The sequence below is a fragment of the Facivitalis istanbulensis genome (assembly GCF_040560405.1).
Classification (GTDB): Bacteria; Pseudomonadota; Alphaproteobacteria; order Sphingomonadales; family Sphingomonadaceae; genus Sphingomonas; species Sphingomonas istanbulensis.
In genome coordinates, this window is sequence record NZ_JAVSCQ010000005.1 from 35,905 (window position 1) to 50,363 (window position 14,459).

General features: G+C 67.6%; 14 protein-coding genes. 3 read left to right on the plus strand and 11 right to left on the minus strand.

Annotated elements, in window-relative coordinates; translation table 11 throughout:
• Positions 1-3: 3 nt before the first annotated feature.
• The 3 genes from RN629_RS05165 to RN629_RS05175 are packed head-to-tail and all read right to left on the minus strand — an operon-like array spanning position 4 to position 1,615.
• Positions 4-462: a cytidine deaminase gene (locus RN629_RS05165; RefSeq protein WP_407034207.1), complete on the minus strand. Its 459-nt coding sequence runs from the start codon at positions 460-462 to the stop codon at positions 4-6.
• Positions 459-1,133, minus strand: coding sequence for a GH25 family lysozyme (locus RN629_RS05170; RefSeq protein ID WP_407034208.1), 675 nt, complete (start codon positions 1,131-1,133; stop codon positions 459-461). Before RN629_RS05170 ends, RN629_RS05165 begins: the two co-directional genes overlap by 4 nt.
• On the minus strand, positions 1,133-1,615 hold the full coding sequence (locus RN629_RS05175; RefSeq protein ID WP_407034303.1) for a UPF0262 family protein: 483 nt from the start codon (positions 1,613-1,615) through the stop codon (positions 1,133-1,135). The genes RN629_RS05170 and RN629_RS05175 overlap by 1 nt, the downstream gene beginning before the upstream one ends.
• 98 nt (positions 1,616-1,713) lie before the next feature.
• Between RN629_RS05175 and RN629_RS05180 the strand changes: the two genes are divergently transcribed.
• On the plus strand, positions 1,714-3,207 hold the full coding sequence (locus RN629_RS05180; protein WP_407034209.1) for a replicative DNA helicase: 1,494 nt from the start codon (positions 1,714-1,716) through the stop codon (positions 3,205-3,207).
• 100 nt (positions 3,208-3,307) lie between these two features.
• On the opposite strand, the gene RN629_RS05185 is transcribed toward RN629_RS05180, so the two are convergent.
• The 3 genes from RN629_RS05185 to RN629_RS05195 all read right to left on the minus strand — a co-directional run bounded on the left by RN629_RS05185 (position 3,308) and on the right by RN629_RS05195 (position 8,571).
• Positions 3,308-3,757, minus strand: coding sequence for a MaoC family dehydratase (locus RN629_RS05185; protein WP_407034304.1), 450 nt, complete (start codon positions 3,755-3,757; stop codon positions 3,308-3,310).
• Between the two features lie 27 nt (positions 3,758-3,784).
• Complete coding sequence (locus RN629_RS05190) at positions 3,785-5,074, minus strand: alkaline phosphatase family protein (RefSeq protein WP_407034210.1); 1,290 nt, start codon at positions 5,072-5,074, stop codon at positions 3,785-3,787.
• Positions 5,075-5,184: 110 nt separating this feature from the next.
• Positions 5,185-8,571 (minus strand): chromosome segregation SMC family protein, encoded by a 3,387-nt coding sequence (locus RN629_RS05195; protein WP_407034211.1) that lies wholly within the window; start codon positions 8,569-8,571, stop codon positions 5,185-5,187.
• A 410-nt stretch (positions 8,572-8,981) separates the two neighbouring features.
• Here RN629_RS05195 and RN629_RS05200 point away from each other — a divergent pair, with 410 nt between their 5' ends.
• Positions 8,982-9,419 carry an acetyltransferase gene (locus tag RN629_RS05200; RefSeq protein WP_407034305.1) on the plus strand — a complete coding sequence of 146 codons (438 nt, stop codon included), beginning with the start codon at positions 8,982-8,984 and terminating at the stop codon, positions 9,417-9,419.
• 86 nt (positions 9,420-9,505) lie between these two features.
• Here the strand turns inward: RN629_RS05200 and RN629_RS05205 are convergent, their stop codons facing one another.
• From RN629_RS05205 to RN629_RS05215, 3 genes are all read right to left on the minus strand, one after another.
• Positions 9,506-10,105 (minus strand): ATP-dependent Clp protease proteolytic subunit, encoded by a 600-nt coding sequence (locus tag RN629_RS05205; RefSeq protein ID WP_407034212.1) that lies wholly within the window; start codon positions 10,103-10,105, stop codon positions 9,506-9,508.
• Positions 10,102-10,473 carry a helix-turn-helix domain-containing protein gene (locus RN629_RS05210; RefSeq protein ID WP_407034213.1) on the minus strand — a complete coding sequence of 124 codons (372 nt, stop codon included), beginning with the start codon at positions 10,471-10,473 and terminating at the stop codon, positions 10,102-10,104. Before RN629_RS05210 ends, RN629_RS05205 begins: the two co-directional genes overlap by 4 nt.
• A gap of 241 nt (positions 10,474-10,714) precedes the next feature.
• Positions 10,715-11,980 (minus strand): NAD(P)/FAD-dependent oxidoreductase, encoded by a 1,266-nt coding sequence (locus RN629_RS05215; RefSeq protein WP_407034214.1) that lies wholly within the window; start codon positions 11,978-11,980, stop codon positions 10,715-10,717.
• Positions 11,981-12,025: 45 nt separating this feature from the next.
• Here RN629_RS05215 and RN629_RS05220 point away from each other — a divergent pair, with 45 nt between their 5' ends.
• A complete protein-coding gene (locus tag RN629_RS05220) occupies positions 12,026-13,042 on the plus strand; it encodes a 4-hydroxyproline epimerase (protein WP_407034215.1) in 1,017 nt (338 codons plus the stop codon).
• A 40-nt stretch (positions 13,043-13,082) separates the two neighbouring features.
• Here RN629_RS05220 and RN629_RS05225 read toward each other — a convergent pair whose 3' ends face one another.
• Both RN629_RS05225 and secF read right to left on the minus strand, forming a co-directional pair.
• The gene (locus RN629_RS05225) at positions 13,083-13,466 is read right to left on the minus strand and encodes an MTH938/NDUFAF3 family protein (RefSeq protein WP_407034216.1); all 384 of its coding nucleotides are present in this window, start codon (positions 13,464-13,466) and stop codon (positions 13,083-13,085) included.
• A 10-nt stretch (positions 13,467-13,476) separates the two neighbouring features.
• Positions 13,477-14,457: a protein translocase subunit SecF gene (gene secF, locus RN629_RS05230; protein ID WP_407034217.1), complete on the minus strand. Its 981-nt coding sequence runs from the start codon at positions 14,455-14,457 to the stop codon at positions 13,477-13,479.
• Positions 14,458-14,459: the final 2 nt, after the last annotated feature.

Genomic DNA, 14,459 nt, shown 5'->3' on the forward strand with positions numbered 1-14,459 from the left:
GGTTCAGCCGATCCCCAGATCGGCCGGACCGAAGGCATCGGGCAGCAGTTCGGACAGGCGATAGCTACGCACCGCATCGCCTTCGGCCGCCCCGCAATGGACGGGCAGGTCGCGGCCGCCCATTTGCGCGGCTTCGTTGATGACCTGGCGGCACCGGCCGCACGGGCTGACCGGCGTGGTGCCTTTGGGGGCACCGTCGGCGTCCATCGCGCCGCCGATCACGCCGATCGCGACGATCTCCCGCAACCGCCCGGCGGCCGAGGCCGTGGCGATCGCCACCGTCTCGGCACAGAGCGACAGGCCATAGCTGGCGTTTTCGACATTCGCGCCGGTGATGAGCGTGCCATCCTCCATCAGCAGCGCGGCACCCACCGCGAAGCGGCTATAGGGCGCATGGGCGTGGCGCGCGGCGGCGCGGGCGGCGGCGATCAGCCGTTTGGCCTGCGGATCGATCTGGCTCATGAGGTGACGACGTCCCAATTCACGGGGCCTTCCACCCCCTCGACCCGGCGGATATCGCTGGCGCGCCACATCCGCCAGGGACGGGCCGCGTAATCGGGTTTCAACAGGGTGCCCATCGCCCAGACGGGGCGGGGCAGGGCGGCGGTGATCCGATAGTCCGATTCGAAGGCGCGCGACACGCGCAGCATCACCGGCTTGCCGGTATGCGTCTCCACCATGGACAGGAAGCGGGTCAGGTCGGCGATCAATTGGGCACGATCGGGCCGCGCGGTGCAATCGTCATGATAGGACAGGTCGATCGCGGCGGGCAGCGCATCGCCCGCGCGTGGCACGAAGATGTTGAAGGCATCGGCCTGCGCGGTGGCGGGCTGGCACAGCGAATAGAGATGGATCGCGCCGCGTCGCAGGCCCGCTTCGGGCAGCGCGGCCCAGTTCGCCTCGAACGCCGCGTCGCGCCGGTCCGCACCGGAGGTGGCGACGAGATAGGCGAAATCGGCGCCGTTCGCGCGCAGCGTCCGCCATTCCACGGCGGGCGGATTTTCGGGCAGGTCGATTCCCTGCAGCGGATATCGCTCGATCGGGGGTGCCCAATGGGTCGCATAGCGCCACCCGCCCATGCCCAAAGCGCCGAGGGCGGCCAGCCCCGCGCCGATTTTCCAGAGAATCGCCATTAGTTGCGGATATGCAGGACGCAGATCAGTGTGAAGAGGCGACGTGCGGTATCGAAATCTACTTCGATCTTGCCGGTCAGCCGGTCCTGCAACATCGCCGCCGCATCGTTATGGATACCGCGCCGGGCCATGTCGATCGTCTCGATCTGTTGCGGCGCGGCGGCGCGGATCGCCTGGTAATAGCTGTCGCAGATCGCGAAATAATCCTTGATCGGCCGCCGGAACCGGCCGAGCGCCAGCACCAGCGTCTCGATATGCGTCCCGTCCTCGCGGTGCATATGGATGCCCAGCCGACCTTCCTCGGACTCTAGCTTGATGCGATAGGGGCCGGCATAGCCGTCCGCCTGCGGGCGTTGCGGCGCGAAATAATTTTCTTCGATCAGGTCGAAGATCGCGATCCGCCGCTCCTGTTCGACATCCGCCGACCGCCAGCCCAGGCTGCGTTCGTCTAGTTCGATCGATATGATCCGGGGATCGGCCATGGCATGGGGATAGTCGCGATGGGCGCGCGCCGCAAATCCTCCGCTGATCGACGCAATCGACTTCACAGAAGGGCCACGGGCGCGCTAACGCCGGATAAATGGCCACCCTCGCATTTCAGAACCCCGCTGCCGCCACCGAGCCGCAGCAGCTTCCCCGCAATATCGAGGCGGAGGCCGCGCTGCTGGGTGCGATGATGATCGACAACCGGCTGGCCGACGACCTTGTCGATCGGCTGGACCCGGACCATTTCTTCGAGCCGGTGCATGGCCGGATCTTTTCGGCGATCAAGAATCTGCGCGCCACCGACATGCTGGCGACCCCGGTCACGTTGCGCCCGATGTTCGAGGCGGACGAGGGGATGAAGGCGCTGGGCGGGCCGTCCTATCTGGCGCAGTTGACCGGGTCGGGCGCGGGCCTGATCGGCGCGCGGCAGTTTGCGGCGCAGATCTACGACCTCGCCATGCTCCGCGCGCTGGTGACGGTGGGGCGGACGCTGGTCGACCGCGCCATGGATACGTCCGAGGAAGTGAATCCGCGCGCCCAGATCGAGCTGGCGGAGAATGAGCTGTTCAAGGTCGCGGCGGACGGCGGCTCCGAGACTGCGGTGAAGAGCTTTGCCCAGGCGACCACCATGGCGGTCAAGAATGCCGAGCGTGCGCTGAATTCGGGCGGCCATGTCTCGGGCATCACCACGGGTCTGGATTCGATCAACGCCAAGATCGGCGGCATGCACCGCTCCGACCTCATGATCCTCGCGGGGCGTCCGGGCATGGGCAAGACCTCGCTGGCCACCAACATCGCGTTCAACGCCGCGCGCCGCTGGATGCGCGACATGCAGGACGGGATTTCGCCGTCCGAGTCGGTGGGCGCGAAGGTCGCCTTCTTCAGCCTCGAAATGTCCGCCGACCAGTTGGCGACGCGTATCCTGGCCGAGCAGTCGGGGATCAGCTCCGAAGCGCTGCGCATGGGCAAGATCAGCCGCAACGAGTTCGCGCAACTGGCGGCGGCGGCGGCGGAACTGGAGCAGTTGCCGCTGTTCATCGACGATACCGGCGGCCTGTCGATCTCGGCGCTGCACACCCGCGTCCGGCGGCTCCAGCGGCGGCACAATAACGAGATCGGGCTGGTCGTGGTCGATTATCTCCAGCTTCTGACCGGCTCGGGGAAACAGTCGGACGGCAACCGCGTGCAGGAAATCTCCGAGATTTCGCGCGGGCTGAAGACGCTGGCCAAGGACATGAACGTGCCGGTGCTGGCGCTGTCGCAGTTGAGCCGCGCGGTCGAACAGCGCGAGGACAAGCGCCCGATGCTGTCGGACCTTCGCGAATCGGGCTCGATCGAGCAGGACGCCGACATGGTCTGGTTCGTGTTCCGCGAAGATTATTACATGATGCAGCGCGAACCCAAGCGCCCGATGGAGGGCGATGACGGCAGGGTCTTCGAGGATCATGCGAAATGGGCCACCGAGGTCGAACGCGTCTATGGCCTCGCCGAACTGATCGTGGCCAAGCAGCGTCACGGCGCGACCGGCAAGGTCGTGATGAAGTTCGACCCGACGATCACGCGCTTCACGGACTATGCGAGCTATTGAGGCGGGGTGAGTTGGCGTGTCGGGGCGGGGATCGCCCCTCGCCCCTGACCATCGCCTCGCCCTTCGCCCGGCGCGGCCCCGGGCGAAGGGCCATCGGCGCTCAACCCGGCGTGCGTGTCCGGATCATGACGGTCGGCCGGAAGCGCATCACCGCCGCGCCGTCCTGATTACGAACCGTGAGCAGGCTGGTGACAAGGCCCATCTCCGGCCGGCTGGCCGAGCGCCGCGCCTCGACCACCTCGGTCTCGCAGGACAGCGTGTCCCCCGGATAGACGGGCTTGAGCCAGCGCAACTCGTCCACACCGGGCGAGCCCAGGCTTTGAAAGCCGATATCGCGATAATGGGCGACGATCATCGCCATCGTCATGCTGGCGGTGTGCCAGCCGCTTGCCGACAGGCGGCCGAAATGGGTTTCGGCCGCCGCTTCGTCGGACAGGTGGAAGGGCTGGGGATCATAGCGACGGGCAAAGGCGATCACCTCGTCGCGCTCGACGACATAATGACCGAAACGCTCGGTGGCGCCGACCTCGATATCCTCCAACCAGATCATCAACCTCTCCTCTTTTCGTTTCGCGCCTCAGCGACTCCGAAGCGCCGCGCGCACCGGCGCATCGGTGCCGTCCAGGCCCTGGCCGGCGGGCAAGCCTAGCAGATCGCGCAGCAGCGGGGCGACCGCGACATTGTCGAACGGCGCGAGCCGGACGCCCTGGCGAAAGGCGGGTCCCTGCGCGATGAAGAGTGCCGCCATGGCCGGATCGGTCTGGTCATAGCCATGGGTGCCGCCCGTAAAGGGCTTAACCGGCCGCTTGTTCTTGATCACCCACCCCGTGTCGGCGAGGCAGAAATAGGGGGCGATGCGGGGATTGCTGCCATAATGGAGATAGGCGGGGATCTCCTGGCGGCGCCAGCACGCCGCATGGCCATGCTTGCCCAGCAGTGCGTGTTCCAGCGCGGCCTCATGCCCCGGATTGGCGCGGATATCGGCAAAGGGGCCGTCTTCGGACAACTGGTAGTCGGCCGGATCCAGGAAGGAATCGAGCGCGACCACCCGATCGCTGGAGATCGCCGCCATGCCGTGATCGGCGACGACGACCAGATTGGCGGGCTGGTCCAGCTTCGCCAGTTCCGCGATGAGCCGCCCGATCGCACCGTCGACCGCGCGGATGGCGGCATTCACCTCCGGCGAGTCGGGTCCGTCGGCATGGCCCGCCGTGTCGACCTCGTCGAAATAGAGGGTGAGGAAATGCGGGCGCGTTTCGGCCGGGCGGCGCAGCCAGTCGACGATCATGTCCACACGCTGACGATCGGTGATCGCCCCGTTATACTGGGCCCAGTCGCGCGGGCGGGTGCCGCCGACCACCATATGATGGCTGTTGGCCTCGACATGGCCGCCCCAGGCGACATTGGAACCGGGCCAGAACATCGTCGCGGTGGGAATGCCCGCCCGCTCCGCCGTGACCCAGATCGGTTCGGCGGCATTCCACCAGAAGGGGTCGTCCGATGCCATCGAGAAGCGTTCATCGGGGCGTGTCGGATCGGAGAAGCTGTTGGCGACGATGCCGTGACGGTCGGGCACGACGCCGGTCACCAGCGTCCAGTGATTGGGAAAGGTCTTGGACGGAAAGGAGGGGCGCATCACGGCGGTCGCGCCATCGCTCGCCAGCCGCGACAGATGGGGCGTCAGCCCGCGCGTCATATAGTCGGCGCGAAAGCCGTCGATCGACACCAGGATGGTCACGGGCGCCTTCGCGGCGGCCTGTGTCGCCCTGTGCATCGGGGCCGGCATCGCCATGGAAGGGGACGTGTCGGCATGGGCGCAGCCGCCCAGCAGGGCCAGGGCGAGAGCGGCAAAGGGTAGGAATTTCATGGATGGGAGTCCTTGCGCGGAAGACCGGGGGCTATGCGATCGGGCGGGTCATAGCCGCAACAGGTTTCCGTATGAGGAAATGTCGGTGTCCGGCAAAAACCGGGCTGGCGCTATTCCGCCGCCAGCAGGGTCTCGGCGGCCTGCAGGTCGACCGACACCAGGCGGCTGATCCCGCGTTCGATCATCGTCACGCCGAACAGCCTGTGCATCCGGCTCATCGTCACCGCATTATGGGTGACGATCAGATAGCGTGTGTCGGTGTCGCGCGTCATCCGGTCGAGCAGGCCGCAGAACCGCTCGATATTGGCATCGTCCAGCGGCGCATCGACCTCGTCCAGCACGCAGATCGGCGCGGGGTTGGTCAGGAACAGGCCGAAGATCAGCGCGATCGCCGTCAGCGCCTGTTCGCCGCCCGACAACAGGGTCAGCGATTGCAGCCGCTTGCCCGGCGGTTGCGCCATGATCTCCAGTCCGGCCTCCAGCGGATCGTCGGAATCGACCAGGGCTAGATGCGCCGCGCCGCCGTCGAACAGCGATGCGAACAGCGTCTGGAAATGGCCGTTCACCGCCTCGAACGCGGTGAGCAGCCTTTGCCGCCCCTCGCGATTGAGCAGCCCGATCGACCCGCGCAGCCGCGCGACCGCCTGGACCAGATCCTCGCGCTCGGCGGCGCTGGCGGCCCCGCTCGCTTCCAGCTCGGCCAGTTCCTGTTCGGCGACCAGATTGACCGGGCCGATCCGCTCGCGGTCGGCGGACAATTTTTCGTGGGCGGCCGCCTCCGCCTGGGGCGAGCCGACATCGGCCCCGGCAAAGCCGAGCCTTTCGGGCAGCACGGGGGCGGGGCAGGCGAAGCGCTCGCCGGAGACGCGGCCCATCTCCACCCGGCGCAATTCGTGATTCTCGACGCGCGCAACGGCCCCCGCTCGCGCCTCGCGCGCGCTGGAGAGGACGCCTTGGGCATGGCCATGCGCCGCCTCGGTCTGGCGCCGTGTGCGTTCGGCCTCGGCTTCCTCGGTCTGGGTGCGTTCGGCTTCGGCCCTGGCGCTATCGTGCGCGGCGACGAGGTGCGCGATTTCGGCGGCGAGCGCGTCGGGGCGGTCGGCGAGCGCGGCCGCCTCCTCATCCAGCGCGGCGGCGCGCGTCGCCATTTCGGCGATCCGCCCGGCCGCCTGTCCGGCGCGCGCCTGCCAGCTCTCCGTTTCGGTCGAGGCCGCGGCCAGCCGTTCGCGCGTCTGGGCCAGCGTCCGGTCGAGCGTCGTCCGTTCCGACCGGGCGAGCGCCACCGCCGAGCGGGCCAGCTGCGTCTCGGTCTGCAACCGCGCAGTCTCCGCCGCACTGGCGCGACCGTCGGGTAGGGCGGCGAGCGCCGCCTCGGCCACGTCGCATTCGCGTCGCGCCTCGTCCATCTCGGCGGCGATCCGTTCGGCACGGGTGGCGAGATCGGCGCGTTGTGCGTTCAGCCGCTCGATCTGCGCCTGCGCCCGGTCCTCGACGCGCTGGGCATCGCGCAGCGCCGCCTCGGCCCTGGCGTGCAGCGTGCGCGCGCTGCTGGCGGCCAGACGGGCGCGGGCGATCCGCTCGTCGATCGCCACGCGTGCCTCGGTCGCCGCCCGGACCGCAGCCTCGGCGGCGGGGCGTTCGGCGTCCAGCCGGGTCAGGCGGTTGCGGCGTTCCATCCGCTCGGCCGCCGCCGCGCCGCCGCCTTCGCCGACATAGCCGTCCCAGCGCCGCAGCCGCCCTTCGCGCGTGACCAGCCGCTGCCCGACGGCGAGCGGCTGTCCCGAATCGCCCTCCACCAGGAAAATCTGCGACAGACGCCGGGCCAGCGTCCCGGGCGCGGCGACGCGTTCGCCCAGCGGCAGCGTGCCGACCGGCGCGCGCGGATCGTCCGGGGCGATGGCCGATCCCTGCCAGTCGGCCAGCGGTGTATCCAGTTCGTCGCCGAGCGCGGCGGCCAGCGCGCGCTCGAACCCCGGCTCGGCCTGCACCTCGTCGAGCAGCCGGTCGCCACCCTTGCGCTCGGTCGCGCGGGCGAGCGCCGCCGCCTCGGCATCGAGCGCGGCCAGCGCGGCGATCGCCTGTGCGCGCGCGGCCTCGGCCGGATCGCGCTCGGCGGTGGCGATGGCTTCATTCTCCTCGGCCCAGCGCAGCGCCGCCCCGGCCTTGTCCGCATCGGCGCGCGCGGCATCCTGCGCGGCGATGGCGGCTTCGCGCTCCGCCTCCTGCTGCGCCAGGTCGGGCAGCGCCTCGATCGCGGAGGCGACACCGCGCGCATCGCGTTCGGCGCGTTCGTGGCGCGCGCGCGCGGCGGCAAGCGCGGCCTCCGCGATCCGGCGCTCGGCCGCTTCCGCCGCCTGCGCCGATACCGCGCGCGCCAGCGCCACCTCGGCATCGCGCGCCTTGCTCTCCGCCTCGCCCAGCAGCGAGTCGAGCCGGGGCATCGCCTGTGCGGCATGGGCGATGCGCGCGTCGAGATCGGCGCGTTCGTCGCTCAGCCGGGCGATGGCGGCGGCCGCGTCATGCGCCAGCGAATCCTCGCGCGCCTGATCCTCGCCGATGCGCGCGCGGGCGGCGGCGAGGTCCTCGATCCGGCGGTGCAGGCCGTGGCGGTGGTCGCGTGCGCGGGACAGGGCGTGGCCGGCCTCGCTCATCGCATCGCGCGCGGCCAAGGCGGCGGCGCGGGTCTGGGCGGCCTGGGTGACGGCCTGGTCCTGCGCGGCGGCGGCGGCGCGCTCGGCGGTGGTCGCGGTGGCGACCTGGGCCTCGGCCGCCTCCGCCTCGACCCTGGCGGTGGTCGCGGCGGCGGCGGCATCGCGCCAGCGCGCGAAGATCATCCGCGCCTCGGCCAGGCGGATCTGCTCGGAGATCAGCCGATACCGCTCCGCCGCCCGCGCCTGTCGCCGCAAGGTCGCGATCCGCCCATCCTGATCGGCGATCAGTTCGTCGATGCGCGCCAGATTGGTCTCGGTCGCGCGCAGCCGCACCTCGGCATCGCGGCGGCGGACGTGCAGCCCGGCGATTCCGGCCGCTTCCTCCAGCATCGCGCGGCGTTCGGCGGGCTTGGCGGCAATGACCACGCCGATCCGGTTCTGGCTGACCAAAGCGGGGGAATGGGCGCCGGTCGCGGCATCGGCGAAGAGGAGCGCCACGTCCCTGGCCCGCACGTCGCGCCCGTCGATGCGATAGGCGGAGCCCGCGCCCCGCTCGATCCGGCGGACGATCTCGGTCTCCTCGCCGTCGCGCTCGGCCAGGATCGCGACCTCGGCAAAGTCGCGTGGTGGCCGGCTGGCGGTTCCGGCGAAGATGACATCCTCCATCCCCGCCCCGCGCATCGACCGCGCGCTATTCTCGCCCATCGTCCAGCGCAGCGCTTCGAGCAGGTTCGACTTGCCGCAGCCATTGGGCCCGACAACGCCGGTCAGCCCCGGTTCGATGACCAGATCGGCCGGATCGACGAAGCTCTTGAAACCCGAAATGCGAAGCCGCTTGATCTGCACGTTTCCGGTCGCCGTCCCCCACGTCGATAGTGGTTAACCGATAGCGGATGGGGGCGCGTTGTCGAGGGGGAGTCGGGGCCGGGCGGATGGGGGCGATAGGCGGGACGGTTTTCGCTTTTTACGCGACCATGTCGCGCATGTCCGCTGTCGCTCAACCTGGACGCTCGGGCCGACGGTCCGGATTTCTAGTAGCTGCCGTTTGTCAAGCGGGACTTTTCTCGTTTCTCCGTCTCGGCCCCGCCATTATAGAAAATGCAATCGGGAATGGCTTTTGGGAAAGCTGCTGCCGGGAGGCGGCATTAAGTGCGAGTGCCTAGGCGGCCATCCCGCTAGATGTTCCTTTTCGGTAAGGCTGGTCGCCGGCCTTGCTCCAGTTGAAGGTCGTGGAGGTTCCAGGCTACTGCGTAGCGATGTTCACAATTAGGTCTTCCCGCCCTACGGACGGCGCGCGTATCTTGGAAATCTGGCGTGGCGCGGTTGATGCCACGCACCACTTTCTTTCTGTCGAGGATCGCATTGCGATAGGTCGGGAGGTTTGCGGCTTCCTTCCCCAAGCGCCGCTAACGCTTGCCATCGATGAAAACGATCGTCCGCTTGGTTTCATGCTGATCGATAAAGGCCACATGGAAGCATTGTTTATCGACCCGGCTGCATTCGGGCGCGGGATCGGCACAGCACTGGTGCGGCATGGTTTGGCGCTACACCCCGGCATGACGACCGACGTGAATGAGCAGAACGAACAGGCCGTAGGCTTCTACGAAAGAATGGGATTCGTACAGATCGATCGCTCGCCGCACGATGGGCAAGGCCGGCTATATCCCCTGATACATCTCGCCCACCGAAGTTGAGGAATCAGCAAACGGCGGAGATGCATACCTTCCCAAAATACCATCGCATTAATACCATCGCATTCTGGGAAAACAGCGACCACCTTCTACGAGGACGGCTCAACGGCTCGCGGCGCATAGACCTCATCGACCAGTTGCCATGCCAATGCCTCTTCGGCGTTCATGAAGTGATCGCGGTCGAGCGTTCGTGCCACCAGATCGACAGGTTGATGGCAATGGTGCGAATAGAGGCGGATCAGGTGTTGCCGCATCCTCAATATGTCCGCTGCGTGCCGTTCGATATCCGATGCCTGCCCTTTGAAGCTACCCGATGGCTGATGTAGCATCACCGATGCATTCGGCAGGATCGCGCGCATATCCGGCGCTCCTGCCATCAGCAGAAACGAGCCCATCGAAGCACCAAGCCCGAGGCAAAGTGTGGCGACGGGGCACCGGACATATTGCATGGTGTCGTAGATCGCCAAGCCGCTGGTGACGGCTCCGCCCGGCGAATTGATGTAGAGGGTCAGCGGCTTTTTAGGGTTCTCGGATTCAAGGAACAGCATCTGCGCGCAAACCGTAGCCGCAAGGTTGTCCTCGATCGGGCCGTTGACGAACACGATCCGTTCGCGCAGCAACCGTGAGTATATGTCGAACGAGCGTTCCCCTCGCGAGGATTGCTCTATGACCATTGGAATCAGACTCATGCGCCTTTGTCCGATGCCAGACGCTCTATCATTGCCAACAAATGGTCACGTTCGGTGCGAAACTTCTCGGCATCTTCGCGCCGCTCCTTTTCGGAACGATCGAGGCGGACTTTAAGGTCGTCCACCTGATCTTCCAGCGCGTTGATTAGGCTTTCCCGTTCGTTGCGTTTGAGAGGCGTGCCGACGCCAAGGCCCATGCGATCTCCATCCACCGCCTTGGTGGTTGCCTGTTCGTCACCGGAGAGGTCGAGCCACCACTGCCCCTTTTCATCACGGTTGGCCGGTAGCGTCCCGCTGCGAACCTGCCGACGTATGGTGTCTACCGACACGTTCAGCCGCTGCGCGGCCTCAGGTATGCTGACGATCATAATTGCTCCTGCCTATGCTTGCCTATGCTGCATATGCATGAACTTGCTGGCGGGTTCAAGCAGCTAGAGACGTTTCCCGATTAGGAGCGGCCCGTGAAACACGCCGTACATTCCATTTGGATCGTTTGCGGGACACCCGTCCGCGGTTGAGCGTCCGCTCTCACTACCTGCTTGACCAAAAGCCGACGGGCCGCTTCCATCCAGTATCGCCATCACGGTCAATGTCTCGGCCACACGGGAATCACCCGAACCGCGCCAGATTGAAGGCCTCTAAGAAAACTGGTGGCGCAATGTCCCCCAGCATCGCGGCCACCAACTCCCCCGTGATCGGCGCGAGCGTCAGCCCCAGGTGATTATGCCCAAAGGCATAGGACAGCCCGCGCGCGCCCGGCACCCGCCCGATCGCGGGCAGGTAATCCGGCAAGGTTGGCCGCGCGCCCATCCAGGGCTGGGCGTCGTCGCCGATCGGCAGGCCGAGCGCGGCGATGTGGTGGCGCAGGCGGTTCCATTTGGCGGGGTCGGGGGCGGCCTCGGCACGGGCGAACTCGACGATGCTGGCGGCGCGCAGCCCCCCGGCGAAGCGGGTGACGATCATCGAGCGGTCCTCGAACACCACCGGCGGCAGGTCGGCGGGCCAGTCGACTTGCGGCCCGGTCTGGAGGTGATAGCCGCGCTCGGCGATGATCGGGGCCTTCAGGCCAAAGGGGCGGAGCAGCGCGGCGCTGGCGATGCCCGCCGTCACCACGACTTGCGCGGCGGAGAGGCGGCGGTTGTCGTCCAGCCGCACCTCGCCATCGCCGACCGCCGCGACCCGCGCGACGATCCGGGTGCCGCCATCGGCGAGGAAGCGCGCGGTCGTCGTCTGGGCGAGGTGCGTCGGATCGGCGATCTGGCCGCTGCCGGAGAAACGGATGCCGCCCGCGATCGGCGCGTGGATAAGGCTGCGCCAGTCGTCCCGTTCACCCTCGGTCAGCGGGCGGAAACGCGCGGTGCCGGTGTCCGCCGCCTGCCAGTTGGCGAGGCCGCGCGCGGCACTCTCGGGTGTTTCCCACAGCACGACATGCCCGTCCTGCCGCAATAGCTCGGGCGCGCCGAGCGCGGCGACATGCCGGGTCCAGGCGGGCATGGCCTGGGCGAGCAGGTCCGCCAGCGCCGCATGCGCGCGGGCATAACGGTCGGCCCGCGCCGCCCGTAACAGCCGCAGTGAGAAGGGGAGCCAGGTGGCGATCTCCCTTGGTGGCAGGGACAGCGCCCCACCACGCCAGAAGAGCCGCCCGGCAAAGCCGCGGATCATGGCGGGCGAGGCGATCGGCTCGGCCTGCTCGGTCGCGATATGCCCCGCATTGCCCCAGGACGCGGTGCGTGGGGTCGGTTCCGCTTCGACCAGCGTCACGGTCCATCCCGTGCGTTGCAGCGACAGCGCGGTGGCCATTCCCACAACGCCGCCCCCGACGATCAGGGCGCTGCGATCCGCATTTTCCGACGACGCATTTTCCGGCTTGGGCATGACCCAACTAATACCGTATACGGATTGGGTAGCAAGGGAATCCCGATGACCTCTTCTCCTTCGATCCGCCATACGTTTTTCTGCATCGACGGCCACACGGCGGGCAATCCCGTCCGGCTGGTGGTCGGCGGCGCGCCGCTGTTGCGCGGCTCCACCATGGCGGAGCGGCGGCTCGATTTCCTCGATCGGTTCGACTGGATTCGCACCGGACTGTGCTTCGAGCCGCGAGGGCACGACATGATGTCGGGCGGCTTCCTCTATCCGCCATGCGAGCCCGATAGCGATGCCGCGATCCTGTTCATCGAGACGAGTGGCTGCCTGCCCATGTGCGGGCATGGGACGATCGGCATGATCACCTTTGGCCTGGAGCACGGCCTCATCAACCCGCGCGAACCGGGCAGGCTGAAGGTCGAGGTGCCCGCTGGCACCATCCATATCGAATATGAGAAGCAGGGCCCCAAGGTCACCGCCGTCCGGATCCGCAACGTCCCGGCCTATCTGGCGGCGGAGGGTATTGCGATCGAGGTGCCGGGATTTGGCCCCTTGTCGGTCGATGTCGCCTATGGCGGCAATTATTACGCGATTGTCGAGCCGCAGGGGGCCTATACCGGGCTCGACGCGATGGGCGCGTCACGGCTGGTCGAGTTGAGCCGGACGATCCGTGAGCTGGTGCGCGAAAAGTTCGAGCCGGTCCATCCGCTCGAACCCTCGATCCGCGGGGTCAGCCATGTGCTGTGGACCGATCGCCCCTCGGCCGAGGATGCCGATGGGCGCAACGCGGTCTTCTATGGCGAACGCGCGATCGACCGCAGCCCCTGTGGCACCGGCACGTCGGCGCGCCTCGCGCACCTGGCGGCCAAGGGGCGGCTGAAGGTCGGGGACCGCTTCATGCATGAAAGCTATATTCGCAGTCGCTTCATCGGCCGGGTCGAGGCGGCGACCGAGTTGGACGGGCAGGCGGCGATCGTGCCCTCGATCGAGGGCTCGGCGATCGCGACCGGGTTCAACACCATCTGGATCGACCGCGAAGACCCATTCTGGGCGGGCTTCACGGTCGTCTGACCCAGCGCGCCACCGCTCCCCTCCGTCAGGGAGGGGGGTATCAGGCGTCGAGCGGGTAGATGGCGGCGACGATCAGCCGCGCTTCGCTGCGCAGCACGCCCCAGGCGCGGGCGGCCGCGCGGCTGTCCATGGCCTCGATGCCCAGCCCGCGCGCGTCCATCGCGGCGCGAAAGCGGGCAGGGGGATGGCGAAGCGTGGCGCCGGTGCCGAGCAACAGGAATTCCGGCCGCTCGGCGATCAGCGACTCGACCGCCGCCATGTCGATGGCGTCGAAGGCGGGCGGTGTCCAGCCCTCATGCCAGTCGGGCGCCAGCAGCAGCGCGGGATAGGCGACCTCCCCGACCCGAAAGCCGTTCGCGGCAAAGCCACGGACGATCGGGCCGGGTGCGGTGGGATCGCGCGTGATGCGGATCGAATCGCTCATTGGCCGCAGCTCACCCCTCGCGCGGGGTGATGCGCTCCGCATCGGCGACGCTGCGCTTGCCGGGGGTGCCGGGCTTCTCGCGATTCGGCTCGGCACGCAGCCCGAGCGAGATGAGCAGCGAGGACGAGACGTAGATCGACGAATAGGTGCCGACCACAATGCCCAGGATCATCGCGGCGGTGAAGCCGCGCAGCACATGGCCGCCCAGGAACAGCATCGCGAACAACGCCAGCAGGATCGTGACCGAGGTCATCACCGTGCGCGGCAGCGTTTCGTTCACCGACAGGTTGATGATCTCGCGCATGTCCATCTTGCGATAGCGGCGCATATTCTCACGGATGCGGTCGTCGATCACGATCTTGTCGTTGATCGAATAGCCGATGATGGTCAGGAACGCCGCGATGATCGTCAGGTCGAGTTCGAACTGGGTGATCGCGAAGAAGCCGAGCGTCACCAGAAGGTCATGGACGATCGCGACGATGGTCGACACGCCGAACTGCCATTCGAAGCGGAAGATGGCGAACAGGCCGATGCCCAGGATCGCGAGCACGACCGCCAGCACGCCATGCTTGATCAACTCGTTCGACACCTTGCCCGATACCGTGTCGTAACGGCTGAACGTCGCGCCGGGGAATTGCTGTGCCAGCGCGGCTTCGACCTTGCGGACGACGGCGTTGGTGGCGCCCTCGTCGGTCGAGGAGGGCAGGGGCAGGCGAATGCTGACGGTGCGGCCATCGCCCACCGCCTGCAGATTGGCTTCGCCCACGCCCAGGCCATCGATCACCGCGCGAACCCGGTCGGTCGAGGGCGGGGTGGCGAACTTTTCCTCGACCATCAGGCCGCCGACGAAATCGACGCCGAGGTTCAGGCCGCGCGCGAAGGTGACGCCGACTGCCAGGACGGTCAGCAACAGGGTCAGCCCGAACGCCCAGCCGCGCAGGCGGACGAAATCGATGTTCGTATTGTCGGGAACGAGTTTCAGGAGGCGCATGA